A 17,273-nucleotide genomic window follows, 5' to 3' on the forward strand; every position below is an offset into this window, starting at 1 on the left:
AAAAATGCGCAAATTAATACTAAATATTCTCTAAGATTAATAGAACGCTTGTAAATGTTAAAATGAAGTGCAAAATCAAACGTTGCATTAAGATTTTTAGCATAGAAAAATTAACTAGTGTTAAGAGTAATTCAAAGTTAAGGAGCACACTCATGAACCAGCAAATTGAAATCATCCAACGTTACTTCAACATGCGGAAAAATAAAAAGCTAATTGATTTAGCACAAATTTTCACTCCATCTGTGCATTACGTGGAATGCTATGGAGCGGAGTACGTTGGCATTCAAGAGATTCAGCGGTGGATAACTCATAAATTCAAGGTACAAACTGTGAATTGCTGGGACATTAAAAATATCTATCATGATGACGCTACCTATATCGTAGAATGGGTGTTTGCTTGCGTTGATCATGGAAAGAATTTCAAGTTTGACGGTATTTCCTTAATCACCTTTGAAGATTTACAAATTGCTGAAATCAAGGAATTTGAAAGCAAACATTCTCATTACCGTCCTTATCAATAAATAAAAGACTGCTATAAATAGAAACTATTTATGGCAGTCTCTTACTTTCATTAAATTATTTCTCGTCATTCTTCTCTCAAAAAATCACCAAACTTGGCATTTCCCCACCTAACCCATATAATTAAAAAACAATCATTGCATTGAAAACGTTTAACAAGGAGGCCGACCATGCATTTAGTTCAAGCATTTTTACTTTCATTCACCGCATTTTTTGCAATTATGAACCCCTTTGCTAACTTGCCAATGTTCGTCAGTTTGACTGCTGATAACAGCCGCAAGGAAATCAACGCGATTGCCCGGCTGGCTTTTATCGTGGCAACCGTCATCGTCGTGTTGTTTGCCTTTCTCGGAAATTACATCTTCACCATTTTTGGTATCAACCTTGCTGCACTCCGCATCATGGGTGGGATCATTTTGGGATTGATTGGTTATCACATGATTCAAGGTAACGTTTCGCCGATCCAGCACGATCCCGAAAAATCCGTTAAGGATTCCGTCAACAGTAGTAACACCAACGTCGCGATTTCCCCGCTAGCCATGCCGATTTTGGCCGGCCCCGGAACCATTGCTACCACCATGAACTTGGCTAGTGGGACCAACCCCTTCATCGTCGTGGCCGCGTTTGTTGTTTTAGCAGTCATTGCTTACTTCATTTTTATCTACGGTGAACAAATCATGGACAAGCTGGGCAACAACATCATGAACGTAATCACCAAGTTAATGGGGCTGATTTTAGCAACCATCGGCGTCAAAATGCTGATCGTGGGTGTGCAAGCCGCCTTCCATCTTTAAAATAAAAACGCACCCCCAAAGTCGGCTAGTTCGTGAGCATTAACAAAGAATCGGTGGTTATGCATGGACATGGTTACCAATTACCTATTAAGCAGCGCAAACTGACTTTGGGAGCACGTTTTGGCTCTATTATTTAAAAATGTTTTTCACTTTAATTTTATTATCAATCAATAAAGAACGGCGTTAATTCGCCGTTCTTTTTATTGGGCAAAATTTTGCATAGCGTTCGCAAATTTCACAGCTTTAGCCGATGCTGCCCTCCATCTGAAACTTAATCAACCGGTCTAACTCTACGGCGTATTCCATTGGCAATTGCTTGGTGAAGGGCTCCAAAAATCCCATAATAATCAATTGGGAGGCGGTCGCTTCGTCTAATCCCCGACTCTTCAAGTAGTACAGTTGGGCTTCGGAAATTTTCGAAACGTGGGCCTCGTGTTCAATCGTGCCGTCGCTCGTTTCAATGTCGTTAACTGGGAAAGTATCGCTGGCACTGTCTTGATCCATCAAAATCGTATCGCACTCGACGTGGGACTTAGCCCGTTTGGCCGCCTTTGTGTACTTAATCAATCCTCGGTAGTCCGCCCGACCGCCGTTATGACAGATTGCTTTTGAAACAATCGTACTATGGGTGTTCGGCGCTAAATGGATCATTTTGGCGCCGGTATCCTGGTGCATGTTGGCACCCGCCGCTGCAATCGACAGCATCGAACCGGTGGCGCCCGCGCCCGTTAGATAAATGCTGGGGTATTTCATGGTGACCTTTGAACCTAAATTACCGTCGACCCATTCCATGGTGCTATTTGCTTCGGCCTGGGCCCGCTTGGTTTCTAAGCTGTACACGTTCGTTGACCAATTTTGAATCGTTGTGTAGCGACAATAGGCGTCCTTTTTAACGAACACTTCTACAACTGCGGCGTGCAGACTGTCCTCCGCATAATTTGGCGCAGTGCATCCCTCGACGTAGTTAACGCTGCCGCCTTCATCGACGATAATCAGGGTTCGCTCAAACTGGCCCGTCCGGCCCGCGTTAATCCGGAAGTAGCTTTGGATCGGCACGTCGGCATGCACATTTTTCGGCACATATAGAAAGGTTCCACCCGACCAAACGGCGGTATTCAAGGCGGCAAACTTATTATCGCTTGCGGCAATTAATTTACCAAAGTACTGTCGGACTAGTTCCGGATGCTGTTTCAAAGCTGAATCAGTATCCATAAAAATGATTCCCTGACTTTCTAAATCCTGTTTGAGGTTGTGGTAAACCGCTTCGGATTCATACTGTGCCGCCGAACCGGCTAAGTACTTTCGTTCAGCTTCTGGAACCCCGATTCGTTCAAAGGTAGTCTTGATTTCGTCGGGCACGTCCTCCCAGTTGCGAGCAATGTGATCCGTTGCTCGCTGGAAATATTTAATTTCGTTCAGATCAATCTCACTAAGGTCGGGTCCAAAGCTCGGCATGGGCATGGATTGGTAAATTTGGTAGGCCTGTAACCGCAAGTCTAGCATCCATTGGGGTTCGTGCTTCGCCCGCGAAATGGCTTGGATGGTTTCCTCGTTAATTCCGACCCCGGTTGAAAAGACCGGCTGGACGTCATCCATCGGTCCCCATTCGTCCTTAAAATTTCCTGGTTGCATTGGACTGACTTCATCCATCAAAAACTTCCCCCTTCTCCTTTAAACCTTCTGCAAGCGCGTGCCACGCTAAGGTACCGCACCGCACCCGCGTCGGAAACTGGTGCAGACTAGCAAAAGCCGCTAAATCCCCCAGCTGATCGGAATCACAATCCGTTTGTAACACTAAATTTTGGAAATTTTCCCAGAGTTGGCGGGCATCCGCTAGCGTGCGACCATTTAATTGCGCAACCATCATACTTGCCGATGCCATGCTGATCACACAGCCCGTCCCCGTGAAACCCAGTTGCTGGATCCGTTGCGCGTCAACTTCGGCATAAACCGTAATCTCGTCGCCACATTCGGGATTGCGCAACGCCCCGACACAATTTGCGTGGGGGACTGTCCCGTAGCCCACCGGGTTCTTGGCATGATTTAAAATAATTTTTTGGTATAACTCTTGTAAATTGTTCATGATAAAATTCGTCCCACTTGTTCTACCGCATCCACTAAGCGTTGCAGATCGGCAACCTGATTTTCGAAGGTGAAGCTCGCCCGCACGACGCTGCTAACGTTTAAAGCTTGCATTAATGGTTCCGCACACAGGTGTCCGGCGCGCACGGCCACTCCCGAAGCATCTAAAATGGTGGCCACGTCATGAGCGTGGTGTTTACCGACGTTAAAGCTAACCGCTCCCACCCGTCGTTGATAATCTAACGAACCGTAAATTTTAACCCCCGGCACTTCCTGGAGTTCGGTAAGTAAAAACTGCATTAGGTGTGCTTCATGTTTTTGAATAGCGGCAAAGTCCTGTTTTTCTAGATACTTCACGGCCGCTCCTAGCCCTAATACGCCAGCAACGTTGGGGGTCCCTGCTTCTAAACGGATTGGTAACGGCTGAAAAGTTGCCGAAGTTGGCGTAACCAAGTCGACCATTTCGCCACCAAAACGGACCGGTTCCATCTCCTCTAACCGAGCTAGCTTGCCATAAAGCACCCCAATCCCTGTGGGGCCAAACATTTTATGTCCGGAAAACGCGAGAAAATCGGCATCCATGGCGGTAACGTCAATTGGCAAATGGGCGACCGCTTGGGCAGCGTCCACCACTAAGACTCCGTCATACTGATGGACTAGTTGAGCAACCTTTGCCACGTCAACCACCGTCCCCAGCACGTTGGAAACCATCGTGAGCGCAACTACCTTGGTATGCGTATTGATAAGCTCTGCTAATTGAGCATAATCCAGGTTACCTTGCGAATCCATTCCCACCATTCGCAAGTGCGCTCCAGTTTGGGCAGCCACCCGTTGCCAAGGCACTAAGTTAGAATGGTGTTCGAGTACACTGACGATAATTTCGTCACCCGGCTGCAACCGCGGCTGTGCATAGCCGAAGGCAACTTGGTTTAACGCGTCGGTAGTCCCGCTGGTAAAAACGACCGACTCTGGTTGGGGAGCATGCAGCCACTGGGCGATTTGTTCGCGAACCGCTTCATAAGCGCTGGTGACCCGGCCCGCAAGCTGATAAATCCCCCGATGGACGTTGACCTTGTTAAACCGGTAATAGTCGTCAATTACCGCTAAAACTTCCTCTGGCATGGGGGTGGTCGCCGCGTTATCCAAATAAGTTAAACTTTGGTAATCCGTCATCTTAGCCAACCTCCCCGTTGCGCAAACGCCAAATCGGTTCCATAAAGTTATCAATTAAAATTTGCTTTGCCGTCGCCATCGGCAGTCCCCGGCTTTGTAAGTAGTAAAGTGCATCTTCGTCATACTGGCCGACACTAGCAGCGTGGCCGGCCCGGACATCATTTTCGTCAATCACTAAGACCGGGTTAACGCTGCCCTTAGCGTGCGGTTCTACGGTCATTAACCGACTTTCCTGGTCCGCGTCCGCATCACTGGCCCCGTGATCAATTTGGCCAATGCTCGTAAAGTTGACCCGGGAATTTTCGTACAAAACTCCCCGCATGTTGATTCGGCTAAAAGTATGTTGGCCCAAATGCTTAATTTGTCCACGGATGCCCACCCAGTCATCTTGGTAGCCGTAACGCGCCAAGTTAAGGGTTGCCCGACTACCGGTTCCAGCAAGCGTTACGTTTAAATCACCTAACAGCTGGCCCTTCGTTTGCGGCCACAAGGACCAATCGAGGTTAGCATCCCGAGCACTCACAAAATCACCTAGCAATAAACTTCGGGTAGCCTGGTGGCTTTGCGTGTCGGTGATGAGTGTCAAATTGCTTTCGTCCGCTAAAGCCCCTCCTATCAAACAGTTAGATTGCTGCACCTCTCCCGCTAAATCTAGCGTTAGCTTCGTGGTCAACCGACTATGGACCCCTAAATCAAACCAAACTGTCCATTCCACGGGAAAAGCTGACTCCGTTCGCAGGGTTAAGTTTAGAGCTGGCGAAATTTCCGCGTGATCCGGCAAACTGATTACCACACCTTGGAGTTGGTTTTGCAAGTGCTGTTGCACAAATTGTTTGTCCGTGGAAGCTAGTAATTGGGGCAGACCGGATAGTTCCGCTGTCGCACCATTAATGCGCCGGACCGTACCTCCCGCTGCATTAATGACTTGCAAAGCTTCCGCGTTGGCCTCCCAGTCCCAAGCGGCCCTGGTAGAATCCGGCAAGGTAAAAGCTGCGGGGTCATACCGAATTCCTAAAATACGGGGATAGCTAGCGGTCGCCGTTTTATTCAAGGGAATCGCCATGGCTGGTTTCACTTCCTAACGTTTCCTCTAATTCAGCGTAGCCAGTCTTTTCCAGATCCGTAGCTAGTTCGGGACCGCCGCTTTTAACAATCCGGCCGTCCATCATGATGTGCACCACGTCAGGCGCCACGTAGTTCAACAGGCGCTGATAGTGTGTGACCATCAAGCAGCTAAAGGTGGTACTGCGCATTGCGTTGATCCCCTTCGCCACAATTTTGAGGGCGTCAATATCTAATCCGGAATCAATTTCATCTAAAATAGCCATCTCGGGTCGTAACATCATCATTTGCAGGATTTCGTTACGCTTTTTTTCACCACCGGAAAAATCGGCGTTAAGCCCCCGGTCCGCATATTCCGGATTAATTTCTAAAAATTCCATGTTCGCTTTAAGCTGTTTTAAAAAAGGCAGCACGGCAACCGGTTGGCCTTGGTTACGTGCGTTTAACGCTGCGTGAATGAAGTCGGCGTTGGAAATTCCCGCGACCTCCATCGGATACTGCATCGCTAAAAAGACTCCCGCCCGGGCCCGTTCGTCAACGCTCATTTCCGTGATGTCTTGCCCGTCTAACCAAATTTGGCCATCTACAATCTCGTAGAGCGGATTTCCCATAATCGTTTCCGAAAGCGTTGACTTCCCAGTCCCGTTAGGTCCCATCAACGCGTGAATTTCTCCCGGATTAATTTGTAAATTAACCCCGTTTAAAATGCGCTCATCACCCGCATTGACCTTTAAATTTTTAATTTCTAACTTACTCATCAAATTCTCCTACCTTAACGAAGCAATTTATCCCAAATGACGACTTGGTTTGCGGCTAACGATTTAGGCACGTCGATAATTCGTTGGTTGGAACTTCCCCGAAATTGAAGCGTCAAATCTTTTTTAGCTTCTAAAAACCGACCGTCCACCAAGATATCTAGTTCGCTTAACAATTCCAATTTATCGTAAGATTCCTGCATCAGTTCGTCCCAGGTGTAACCGGTCCACGACCAAATGTCCTTGTCGTGCCCAAATTCTTGGCGCACCCGCCGGACTAGCCGCAAGCAAACCTGCGTGTTTAAGAAGGGTTCTCCGCCTAACAGGGTCAGCCCCTGTACGTAACTTTGCCCCATGTCTTCGATAATTTGGTCTTCTAATTCCTGCGAATAGGGGCGTCCGTAATGGAAATTTTGCGCCGCCTTGTTGTAGCACCCCGGACAGTTGAATAAACAACCCGAAACGTACAAACTGCAGCGAATGCCTTCCCCATCAACCATGTTAAACGGCTTATAGTCGGCAATATATTCTAAACTGCGGTCCTTCGCCAGCCATTCTTGCGGCTGGGGATTTCTCGGTGACCGTACTCGTCGTTGTCTAACCACGTTTTCACCCCTATTCCATATTTTTAACCCGTGATGAAATTTCTTTGTGCCGTCCATGAACCATTGGCCGGATCATTGGGTTTCCTAAGTAACCACAAGTCCGTTTAACCACGTCACAAGTTTTGGGGTCGCGGTTCCCACATTGTGGGCATTCAAAACCGCGGGCCGTGGGTTTAAAGTCGCCATCGAATCCACATTTATAACAGTGGTCGATCGAAGCGTTCGTTCCTAAATAACCCACGTGGTCATAAGCCCAGGTCCAAACCGCTTCTAAAGCAGCCGGATTTTGTTTTAAATTTGGGTACTCACAGTAGTGAATAAAGCCGCCGGCCGCGTACTTCGGGTACTCTTCTTCAAAAGTAAGTTTTTCAAACGGAGTCGGATTTTTCCGGACGTCGTAATGGAAACTGTTAGTGTAGTATTCCTTGTCGGTAATGTCCTTGATCTTGCCGAATTTTTCAATATCATCCTCACAGAAGGTATCCGTCAGGGATTCGGCTGGCGTGGAGTAAACGCTGAAATGGTAGCCGTACTCTTTTTCCCAAGCTAAGCACTTTTCGTACAGGTACTTCACGATTGAAACCGTGAAATCGTGGGCTTCCTGATTATCTTCCCAATCGGGACCGAAAAAGGCGGTTCCCACTTCGTACAAACCAATGTAACCTAACGATATGGTCGCCCGTCGGTGATTAAACAGTTGGTCCACGTCGTCACCATCCTTGAGGCGGACTCCAAAGGCACCGTGCTTATACAAAATCGGCGCGTTTTGCGGTTGGGTATCCCGGCAACGTTTAATTCGGAAGAGTAAGGCTTTTTTCGCCAACGCCACCCGGTCTTCCATAATCTCCCAGAAGACTTCTCGGTCACCCTGGGCTTCAATCGCAATCCGTGGCAAGTTAACGGTAACGACCCCTAAATTCATTCGGCCACTATTAACTTCTTCGCCATCAGCGTTCTTCCAAGCTTGTAAGAAGCTCCGACAACCCATGGGCGCCTTAAAGTTTCCAGTTAATTCCACAATTTTGTCGTACATTAAGACGTCGGGGTACATCCGTTTAGTTGCGCACTCTACGGCCAACTGTTTGATATCGTAGTTGGGATCCTCCGGATTTAAATTTATTCCGCGCTTAATTGAAAAGACCAACTTTGGGAAAATTGCGGTCCGGTGCTGCTTGCCGAGCCCCTTAATGCGGACTTTTAAGATTGCCTTTTGAATTTCCCGTTCGATCCACGAAGTTCCCAGGCCAAATCCCACCGTGGTAAACGGCGTTTGTCCGTTGGAGGAAAACAGCGTGTTAACTTCGTACTCTAACGCTTGCATTGCGTCGTAAATATCTTTCTTGGTTTTTTCCTTAGCAAAGGTCTCCCGTTGTTCGGGGAGCACCCATTTTTCGGCTTCCTTCAAGTGCTTTTCGTAATTTAATTTTGCGTAAGGCGCCAACATTTCATCCGTCCGGTCTGACGAACAACCTCCGTATTGGCTCGATGCCACGTTCGCAATAATCTGCGACATCTGGGCGGTTGCCGTTTGAATTGACTTAGGTGACTCCACTTCCGCATTTCCAATCTTAAAACCATTCGCTAGCATACTCTTGAAGTCAATCAAACAGCAGTTAGTCATTGAAGTTAGCGGTGAATAGTCCAAGTCATGAAAATGAATGTCGCCGCGCAAGTGGGCCTTTGCTACGGTCTGCGGCATCATCGTTAACCCAAATGATTTGCCGACCATTCCGGCCGTTAAGTCCCGGCGGGTGCTGAAAATATTACTGTCCTTATTAGCATTTTCGTGAACTACCGTATCCCGTCCATCAAATAACTGGCTTAATTTATTTTGCGGGTCAATCGCGGCCTGCCACTTGGCTTCATCGGCTTGCCGATATTCAGCATATTTTTCCCACAAGTCGTCCCGTTGATAATCATGAAGGATTGTTTTGAAGACTACCCGAATTTGTTCTACCGTTAGCGGCGACGCCATTTGCGTTAACTGTTCTAAAATTGCTTGCGTAATTTTTTGCCGTTCAACCTCGTCCGTGGTTAATTGATCAACCACTAGCGCGATTTTATAGGGGTAAAATTGCATCCTTTCCCCATCTGCTTTAACTACTTGTTTTTGACGTAATTCAGTCCAAGCGTCGGTTGCGATTGCTTGCGAATTGATCATTTTAACCACCCGTCCTTTTCTAATTTTTTATTCCAATCTCGTTCAATTCTCGCTATAATAAACAACGTTATTATTTTCTGTTTATTTAAAGCTGTTTGATATTCGAAACTGGCTTGATTGGTTTCTCTTCACATCTTAGATTACTCCGATTTTGCAAAAAGATAAAGGTTGAAAACACAAGATATATGTGCTTAACGAACGATTAACCACTATATATGGTGCATGTAACGTAATTTAAAATAGCAATTAAAAAACCTGGTCACCGCAGTTTAGTTGCGGACCAGGTTTTTAGATTTAAACTGTTTTTCATCACAAAAGCATGGAAAATAATTTGGCTTCACGTCCATAGTTATGACTGAGAAGCACATTATAAATTTATTTTTTTAAGTTAACTATCTGTTCCTCATATATTTTCTACTCATTACCAATATCACTACCATTAAAAAACTGGCCCAAATAGGCTTATTTACCTATTTGAACCAGTTTTATTAATCCATTATTAAATTGAGTAGCGCGTTAAACCTATTGTGCCGTGTATCCGCCGTCCACCACAAATTCGGAGCCAGTCGAGAAGGAGGATTCATCGGAAGCTAGGTACAACACCATGTTGGCAATTTCTTCCGCGGTGCCTAGGCGGCCAACTGGATGTAGTTTCTCCAAGTCCGCCCGCATTTCAGGATACGCATCCACCATTGGGGTGTGGGCGTATCCCGGATGTACCGAATTAATCCGGATCGGGTAATGTTTCTCCGCACAGTACAAGGCTGCTGACTTAGTAAGTAAACGCACTCCACCTTTTGAGGCGTTATACGCGTACAGGTTAGAAATCCCAATCAGGCCCGCAATCGAAGCCATGTTGATAATCGAACCACCCTTTTCCTTCATGTGTCGAATGCCATACTTCACTCCTAACATGATGCCGTCCAGGTTGACCGACAAAATCTTGTGCCATTCGTCAAGTTCAATATTTTCAGCATCGTCAAAGGCTAAAATTCCCGCATTATTAACCAAAATATCCACTTTTTCGAATTTATCAATTGCCGTCCTAAAAACGGGTTCCCAATTATCTTCCACCGCAACGTCTTGTTTGACGAAAACGGCCTTATCTTCGCCAATTTCCTGCAATGCTTCACTTGCGCCAGCAACATCAACGTCCGTGATCACCACTTTTGCACCTTCCCGAACAAAAAGTTTGGCACAGGCTAACCCAAAGCCTTTTACTCCACCAGTAATAATCGCAACTTTTCCGTCTAGTCTACTCATTTCATTGGCCTCCTAAACCTATTTTATTCGGCGCATTCCCTATCAATTTAAGCATAAACCTACCAGTACCAATTTGCAATCGTTTTCACAAACCGTCCTATTACCCCTATTGTTTTTTCGGTTGGGTCCCCTGTCATATCTAACGTTAAGAATAACGTGACTTTACCAATCTGTTCTCATAATTTTTAGGTAGACCATTTGCAGCCAAGTAACCGCTTTACAAGCCGATTACAAAATGCTACGATTGCTTCATAGTAAAAACTTAAAAACAACAATGCTGGGGTGCCGTTTTGGCTGAGATAATACCCATTGAACCTGGTCTAATTAGTATTAGCGTAGGGAGATATTGGATAATAACAGCCAGTTTTTCGTTGCCGAAAAGCTGGCTATTTTTCTGGCTTCTTGTTTCTAAGTAAATTTATTAATTTACTGAGGAGGTTTTTTAGTTATGAATACTAAAAAAGCAAACTGGAATTACTCGTTACGAGACGTAGTCTTTATTGTGTTAATCGCGATTTTTTGTGGGGTGATCTTTTTCGCCACTAATTTATCGTATAGTTTTCTAACGGCGGGGTTGGCCGCAATTGGCCTCGGTCCGCTAGCTAACGACCTGTTACTTGGCCTATGGATGATTGCCGGGCCTTTAGGCATCATGCTCACCCGCAAAATTGGATCCAGTATCATCGCGGAAACTCTGGGAGGTCTGGTTGAAATGCTCCTAGGCGGTCAGTTTGGCGCTGGTGCAATTCTTTCCGGGCTCATTCAAGGAATTGGGAGCGAGCTTGGTTTCACCTTCACTGGCTACCGCCATTACGACAAACTGGCCTTATTTTTGTCGACCGTCACTAGCACCATCATTACCTTCGGCTGGAGCCTTGCCCAAGAAGGCTATGCCGCTTACCGTCCCAGCTTTCTAATCGTTTTGTTTATCGCTCGGTTTATTTCAATTAGTTTCTTCTGTGGCGTTTTAGTTGCCTGGATCAACCGGCTGGTAGAGCGTTCGGGCATTATGCGGCGGAAGTAGGCATCCAATTATGGAAAAAGTCACAATTAACAATTTAACTTTCAAATATCGGCAGGCAACTCAGCCGATTCTCAAACAACTTAACTTTCACCTAACGGCTGGTAGTTTCAACGTTTTGTACGGTCCGTCTGGTGGTGGAAAATCTACCCTGCTACGGATTATCGCGGGACTGTACCCTCACTTTGCGGGGACAATTATCCAAGGAACCGTCAAACTGGAAGAAAAGGACGTTACCACCTGGCAACCCGCGGAGCTGACCCAAAAATTGGCGTTGCTCTTTCAAAATCCACGAGAACAATTTGCCATGGACCAAGTCGAAAAGGAATTCATCTTCACCTTGGAAAACCTGGCTATTCCCGCTGATGAAATTGACGATTTAATTACCCAAGCGCTTAGTCAAGTGGGGATTGCTCACTTGCGTCACCGGCAACTCGCCACCCTTTCTGGCGGAGAACTGCAAAAAGTCGCCCTCGCGATTACTCTGGCAACCGGCAGTGACTTAATTTTACTTGATGAGCCATTTGCCAACGTTGACCTAAAATCTCGCAAAGCCCTCATCAAGCTTTTAAAAAAGCTGCAGGCACAAGAAGGCAAGACGATTTTAATTGCCGACCACGATCTCAACGACTATGCGGAAATTTGCGATCACTTATATCAGTTTGATCACCAACAAGTTAGCTTAATTACCGATCCACAACCGATTTTTGCGCGTTACCAGTTAACCACCCGCACGGCGTTCCCGATTCCTAACGCAAACGCCGCTGCAATCCTAAAGTTACAAGATTTTGGGATTGAAAACGGGGGCCGGTATCTACTTCAGGCCGTCCAAACGTCCTTTCCCAAGCAACACTTAATTTTGCTTACTGGTGAAAACGGCTCGGGAAAGTCGACGTTATTCGAAGCAATTGCCCGACTTCATCCCTATCAGGGCAAACTTTTTTACGATAATCGGCCGCTTTCTCAGTTCAACGCGCGAACTTGGGCGAAAACTGCTACGGTGGTCTTTCAAGATTCTGAAATGCAATTTCTTAAAATGACCGTTACAGAAGAAATCGACCTAAGCTTACAGCACGCCCGCGAACCCCAATATTGGACTGCCGACCGTATTCAAGACTGGCTGGAACGTCTTAATTTAGCGGGGTTACAAGATCAGATTGTTTATCAACTTTCGGGCGGGCAAAAGAAAAAGCTCCAAATCTTAACCATGTTAATTTTAGGCAACCCGCTCGTTTTACTTGATGAACCCTTGGCCGGCTTGGACTTAGCTTCCGTAAGGGTGGTTATGCAATTAATTCAAAAAGCTGCCCAAGTACAAAAACAAACCATCGTGATGATCAGTCACCAATTGACGGGCCTACCAGAATTTTTTGACTATCACTTGGCACTGACCGATCACCAGCTTATTTATCAGGAGGAGCTAAATGGATTCATCAGTTAAATTCATTTTAATTCTGGCAATTAGTTTTGAAATTGCCTTTGTTAAAAGTGTTCCTATTAACCTAGTGATCATCATCGGCGGGTTAGCCTACCTGCTTTGGAAACGAATTGCGGTGCGCAAACTGGGACTGCTTTTGGTAATCCCGCTGCTTCCTGCCGTAGCAACTTGGATTTCGTTTTATTTAAACGGGACCGGCAACGCGGTGCGGACCGCTTGGATAATGGCTACCCGGGTTTACGCCTACATTGTTTTGGGTGGGGCATTTTCTTTTACCGCGACCGTCGAAAGTCTGCTAGGTTCCTTGGAACAAAATTGGCATTTGCCTACCAAATTCGTTTACGGATCGTTAGGCGCCTTTTACTTCATCCCCCGAGTAAAGACGGCCGTTCAACAAATTAAAACCGCAGCCATGATGCGTGGTGAAGTTTTACACGTCTGGTCCCCCACAATCTTTTTTAAAGCGATTTTACTATCGCTGCGCTGGTCGGATAACTTGGCAATTGCCATGCATTCTCACGGCTTTAGCGAAAATCAGACGCGCACCCACTACCAAACTTACGCCATTCCCCGATGGAACTGGGGCGTTGCCGTGGGAACTTTTTTAGCTTTACAAGTACTGGTTTGGTATTTTAGATAGTAAATCAGGTGTTGGGCCTTTAATAAAGCCCAACGTACACCAAAAATTAGTTTGTTCCGCTTAACCAAAAATTGACCATTATGCCAAATTCAAGCATAAATGGTCAATTTTTTAGTTAACGCTCATAATTCCTCGACTTTTGTTTCCCGCGCTTATTTTTATCTAGTCTTTTTCTACTTTACCTGGCCAAGCTAACATTCCGCCGGCCACGTTGGTTGCATCAAAGCCCTGGACTTCGAGTACCCCGCACGCGTTTGCTGAACGTCTTCCCGAACGGCAAATCACGTAGTATGGGGTCGCTGGGTCTAATTCGGCTAACCGGGTGGACAGTTGGCTTAAGGGAAAATTACGCGCCCCCGCCACGTGCCCAGCCGCAAATTCGTCTGGCTCCCGCACGTCCAATAAAACGGCGGTAGTTAGCGGATACTTTTGGTAAAAATCTTCCATTGCAATTGTTTTAACCATTGCTTAACGCTCCTCATGTTAGTTTAAATTGTATATTGACCATGATAGCATTCCCTTTTCTAACTGAATAGTGATTGCCTATTTAGCTAATCGTGCTACCATTACAGTAAAAATCAATTGGAGGACAAGCACATGTTGAAAACTTGCACCACTATTTTAGTCGGTAAAAACGCTAGCCTGACGGGTTCCACCCTCATTGCCCGTAACGAAGACGGTGCCGATGATTCTAATGCCCAACGGTTCGTGGTCGTTAACCCCGAAGATCAGCCTCAACCCTATCATTCTGTCCATAGTGGTTTAACGATTCCCCTTCCCGACAATCCGCTCCGCTACACCGCCACGCCCGATGCCGATCCCACATATGGCATTTGGGGTGCTGGCGGCATCAACAGTAAAAACACGGCGATGACCGCTACCGAAACCATTACTACTAACGCCCGGGTACTTAGCGTGGATCCGTTAGTCGAAAAGGGACTTGGCGAAGAGGATTTTCTTACGCTAGTTTTGCCGTACATCGAGTCCGCCAAGGCGGGCGTCTTGCGCTTAGGTAAACTTTTAGAAGAATACGGTACTTACGAATCCAACGGAATTGCCTTCGCCGATCGCGAAGAAATTTGGTATATGGAAACCATCGGAGGCCATCACTGGGCTGCAATTCGAATTCCCGACGATGCCTATGCAATTGCGCCGAACCGCTGGAACATCACCGATTTCGACTTTAATTCAGCTGATTGCCTAGCCTCTGCGGATCTCCCGGAATTCATTGCCAAAAATCAACTTAATCCGGATCACGAAGGCCTTAATTTACGACACATTTTTGGTAGTGCCACGATTAAAGACCGGTACTACAATAACCCCCGGGCTTGGTACGTCCACCAATTTTTGGATGATAATTTTGTTAGGGAGCCTACCGACCAGGATTTACCTTTCATTAATCACGCAACCAAGAAAATTTCTGTGGAAGATTTGAAGTTCCTTTTGAGCTCACACTATCAAGAAACACCCTACGACCCTTATGGCGAAACTGTGTCCGAGAAACATTTTCGGCCAATCGGCATCAATCGCAATCTAGAAACTCACATTCTAGAGTTACGCAACCAAGTTCCCGATGAAATCGCGGGAATTCATTGGCTGGCCTTTGGTCCCAACACGTTTAACGCCATGGTGCCATTTTATAGTAACGTCACGGATACTCCGGCTTGCTATCGCGATACCCCCACGGTAGTGAATACCAACTACATGTACTGGATTAGCCGGGTGCTTGCCTTAATTGGGGACGGAAATTTTGCCCTCTACCAAGATTTACAAGACAACTTTGCCCAAACGGTACTTCAAAACGTGCTAAGAATGCAAAAAGAAACGGATTGCCAAGCGACCCCCACGGAAAAAACTTTAACGTCCGCTAACCAGGCAATGGCCGATTTCATCTTAGCCCAGGCTACTAAACTGCTTAACGATGCAATCAACCTCGGTTCCCGCAATATGAAGCTGCGGTTTTCGTTGGGGGATTAAAGTGCCCTCGTGATGCAGCCACTAAATATTAAAAAAAGCCTTGAATCCGTCATCGTCTGACTAAATTCAAGGCTTTTTGCTTACTATTAACGTTTCAAATTAGAAGCTGGCGTTACCCGGGGTCCGTGGGAATGGGATGACGTCGCGGATGTTTTCCACACCAGTAACGTACATCAATAATCTTTCGAAACCAATTCCAAATCCGGAGTGTTCCGTTTCCCCATATTTTCTTAATTCAAGGTACCACTTGTATTCTTCAGGATCCAAGTTAAATTCCTTAATCTTTTCGTTCAACTTAGCTAGTCGTTCTTCACGTTGGCTACCACCAATCAATTCGCCAATGCCAGGTACTAATAAGTCCACTGCGGCAACCGTCTTGTGGTCTTCGTTTTCCCGCATGTAGAAGGCTTTGATGTCCCGAGGGTAATCCGTGATGAACACTGGTTTTTGGTAAACTTTTTCGCTCAAGTATCTTTCGTGTTCAGTTTGGAGATCAATTCCCCATTCAACTTTGTTTTCGAATTCTTGGTCAGCAGCTAACAACTTGTCGATTGCTTCCGTATAAGTAATCTGGGCAAAATCGGCGTCGCGAGTTGCTTCCAAACGGGCCCGTAATTCTTGGTCCACGTTTTGGTTCAAGAAGTCGATTTCATCAGAAGCATTTTCCAAGAGGTAGTTGATCACGTACTTCAACATGTCTTCGGAAACGTTAATTACGTCTTGCAAGTTAGCAAACGCCATTTCTGGTTCAACCATCCAGAATTCAGCGGCATGCCGCGTAGTGTGTGAATCTTCCGCGCGGAAAGCCGGACCAAAAGTATAAACATCCCGGAAAGCCAACGCAAATGCTTCCGCGTTCAATTGACCACTAACCGTTAAGTTAGTTGGTTGCTTAAAGAAGTCCTTAGTAGAATCAACCTTGCCTTCTTCGTTCTTTGGAACGTTGTTAAGGTCTAAAGTAGTCACCTTAAACATTTCACCGGCACCTTCCGTATCACTAGAAGTAATCAACGGAGTGTTAACGTAGACAAAGTTATTCTTTTGGAGGAATTCGTGGATGGCAAAGGCTGCCAACGAACGAATCCGGAAAACTGCGTAGAAAGTATTGGTCCGCGGACGCAAATGTGCTTGTTCACGTAAGAATTCTGGTGTGTGGTGTTTCTTTTGAAGTGGGTAGTCACTGTCTGAGTTACCTAAAACTTCAATTTCAGTTGCGTGAATTTCAAACGGTTGCTTAGCTTTCGGAGTGTCCACTACCGTTCCGACTACTTTTAAGGTAGTGTAAATGGGAGCTTTCTTAATTTCTTCGTAGTTTTCCAACCCATTTTCCATGATTACCTGCACATTTTTAATGCAGGAACCGTCGTTAATTTCCAAAAAGCTAATTTTCTTGGAAGAACGGAGCGTCTTTAGCCAACCCGTTACTTCTACTGATACATCTTCATCATGCGTTGCTTGCGCATAAAGTGATTTAACCAACGTATTTTCCATTAAAAATCCCTCCATTATCTTCGTAAAAAGTCCGCCAATAAAAAAGTCTTCCATCCCGTAACAGGGACGAAAGACTTCGCGGTACCACCCAAAATTCGTTTAAAAATAAACATCTCTAAAAGCACATCTAAAATATGCTCTCCAAACGATAACGTATCGGTCACGTCTAGACTTACTGGACGCTTAATCGTTCAGCCTAGAAACAAAGAAGATGTTTTTCTTAAAAGAATAACTTCTTGAGCTTCCACCATCCTCAATTCGCTTTAAGTTACGGGCTTAAAATACTTGTTCT

Annotated in this window: 16 protein-coding genes, 1 riboswitch and 1 other annotated feature (1 of these 18 cut by a window edge); of the genes, 6 read left to right on the top strand and 10 right to left on the bottom strand. The window is 45.9% G+C overall.

Going from position 1 to position 17,273, the window contains the following annotated elements:
• The first annotated feature begins 152 nt into the window (after positions 1 to 152).
• Together HMPREF0623_RS07890 and HMPREF0623_RS07895 are read left to right on the top strand one after the other, a co-directional pair.
• Positions 153 to 521: a nuclear transport factor 2 family protein gene (locus tag HMPREF0623_RS07890; protein WP_036671423.1), complete on the top strand. Its 369-nt coding sequence runs from the start codon at positions 153 to 155 to the stop codon at positions 519 to 521.
• A gap of 168 nt (positions 522 to 689) precedes the next feature.
• Entirely contained in the window at positions 690 to 1,313 is a 624-nt protein-coding gene (locus tag HMPREF0623_RS07895) for a MarC family protein (RefSeq protein ID WP_002829857.1), read from the top strand.
• Between the two features lie 243 nt (positions 1,314 to 1,556).
• Here HMPREF0623_RS07895 and sufB read toward each other — a convergent pair whose 3' ends face one another.
• From sufB to HMPREF0623_RS07935, 8 genes are all read right to left on the bottom strand, one after another.
• Positions 1,557 to 2,963: a Fe-S cluster assembly protein SufB gene (gene sufB, locus HMPREF0623_RS07900; RefSeq protein WP_004166646.1), complete on the bottom strand. Its 1,407-nt coding sequence runs from the start codon at positions 2,961 to 2,963 to the stop codon at positions 1,557 to 1,559.
• Positions 2,956 to 3,396, bottom strand: a complete 441-nt coding sequence (sufU, locus tag HMPREF0623_RS07905) for a Fe-S cluster assembly sulfur transfer protein SufU (protein ID WP_004166647.1) — start codon at positions 3,394 to 3,396, stop codon at positions 2,956 to 2,958. Before sufU ends, sufB begins: the two co-directional genes overlap by 8 nt.
• On the bottom strand, positions 3,393 to 4,568 hold the full coding sequence (locus HMPREF0623_RS07910) for an aminotransferase class V-fold PLP-dependent enzyme (protein WP_004166648.1): 1,176 nt from the start codon (positions 4,566 to 4,568) through the stop codon (positions 3,393 to 3,395). Before HMPREF0623_RS07910 ends, sufU begins: the two co-directional genes overlap by 4 nt.
• Position 4,569: 1 nt before the next feature.
• Entirely contained in the window at positions 4,570 to 5,619 is a 1,050-nt protein-coding gene (locus HMPREF0623_RS07915; RefSeq protein WP_232362410.1) for a SufD family Fe-S cluster assembly protein, read from the bottom strand.
• Positions 5,612 to 6,388, bottom strand: coding sequence for a Fe-S cluster assembly ATPase SufC (sufC, locus tag HMPREF0623_RS07920; RefSeq protein ID WP_004166651.1), 777 nt, complete (start codon positions 6,386 to 6,388; stop codon positions 5,612 to 5,614). Before sufC ends, HMPREF0623_RS07915 begins: the two co-directional genes overlap by 8 nt.
• 14 nt (positions 6,389 to 6,402) lie before the next feature.
• A complete protein-coding gene (nrdG, locus tag HMPREF0623_RS07925; protein WP_002829866.1) occupies positions 6,403 to 6,990 on the bottom strand; it encodes an anaerobic ribonucleoside-triphosphate reductase activating protein in 588 nt (195 codons plus the stop codon).
• 10 nt (positions 6,991 to 7,000) lie between these two features.
• Positions 7,001 to 9,151 (bottom strand): anaerobic ribonucleoside-triphosphate reductase, encoded by a 2,151-nt coding sequence (nrdD, locus tag HMPREF0623_RS07930; RefSeq protein WP_004166653.1) that lies wholly within the window; start codon positions 9,149 to 9,151, stop codon positions 7,001 to 7,003.
• Between the two features lie 522 nt (positions 9,152 to 9,673).
• Positions 9,674 to 10,414, bottom strand: coding sequence for a glucose 1-dehydrogenase (locus HMPREF0623_RS07935; RefSeq protein ID WP_002831168.1), 741 nt, complete (start codon positions 10,412 to 10,414; stop codon positions 9,674 to 9,676).
• Positions 10,415 to 10,682: 268 nt separating this feature from the next.
• Positions 10,683 to 10,774, top strand: a riboswitch (TPP riboswitch).
• Between the two features lie 88 nt (positions 10,775 to 10,862).
• On the opposite strand from HMPREF0623_RS07935, the gene HMPREF0623_RS07940 reads away from it, so the two are divergent.
• From HMPREF0623_RS07940 to HMPREF0623_RS07950, 3 genes are read left to right on the top strand one after another with little or no spacing between them, the layout of a single operon-like run.
• Positions 10,863 to 11,438, top strand: coding sequence for an ECF transporter S component (locus HMPREF0623_RS07940; protein WP_002831167.1), 576 nt, complete (start codon positions 10,863 to 10,865; stop codon positions 11,436 to 11,438).
• Between the two features lie 10 nt (positions 11,439 to 11,448).
• Complete coding sequence (locus HMPREF0623_RS07945) at positions 11,449 to 12,876, top strand: ABC transporter ATP-binding protein (RefSeq protein WP_004166655.1); 1,428 nt, start codon at positions 11,449 to 11,451, stop codon at positions 12,874 to 12,876.
• Positions 12,860 to 13,513 (top strand): energy-coupling factor transporter transmembrane component T family protein, encoded by a 654-nt coding sequence (locus tag HMPREF0623_RS07950; RefSeq protein WP_002829872.1) that lies wholly within the window; start codon positions 12,860 to 12,862, stop codon positions 13,511 to 13,513. The genes HMPREF0623_RS07945 and HMPREF0623_RS07950 overlap by 17 nt, the downstream gene beginning before the upstream one ends.
• Positions 13,514 to 13,675: 162 nt before the next feature.
• On the opposite strand, the gene HMPREF0623_RS07955 is transcribed toward HMPREF0623_RS07950, so the two are convergent.
• Positions 13,676 to 13,978: a rhodanese-like domain-containing protein gene (locus HMPREF0623_RS07955; protein WP_004166656.1), complete on the bottom strand. Its 303-nt coding sequence runs from the start codon at positions 13,976 to 13,978 to the stop codon at positions 13,676 to 13,678.
• Positions 13,979 to 14,110: 132 nt separating this feature from the next.
• Between HMPREF0623_RS07955 and HMPREF0623_RS07960 the strand changes: the two genes are divergently transcribed.
• The gene (locus HMPREF0623_RS07960) at positions 14,111 to 15,490 is read left to right on the top strand and encodes a C69 family dipeptidase (protein ID WP_004166657.1); all 1,380 of its coding nucleotides are present in this window, start codon (positions 14,111 to 14,113) and stop codon (positions 15,488 to 15,490) included.
• A gap of 99 nt (positions 15,491 to 15,589) precedes the next feature.
• Here HMPREF0623_RS07960 and asnS read toward each other — a convergent pair whose 3' ends face one another.
• Positions 15,590 to 16,981, bottom strand: coding sequence for an asparagine--tRNA ligase (gene asnS, locus HMPREF0623_RS07965; RefSeq protein ID WP_002829876.1), 1,392 nt, complete (start codon positions 16,979 to 16,981; stop codon positions 15,590 to 15,592).
• 59 nt (positions 16,982 to 17,040) lie between these two features.
• Positions 17,041 to 17,273 (bottom strand) — a binding site (T-box leader) (it continues 15 nt past the right edge of the window).

Origin of the sequence: Pediococcus acidilactici DSM 20284 (genome assembly GCF_000146325.1) — a bacterium.
Lineage (GTDB): Bacteria > Bacillota > Bacilli > Lactobacillales > Lactobacillaceae > Pediococcus > Pediococcus acidilactici.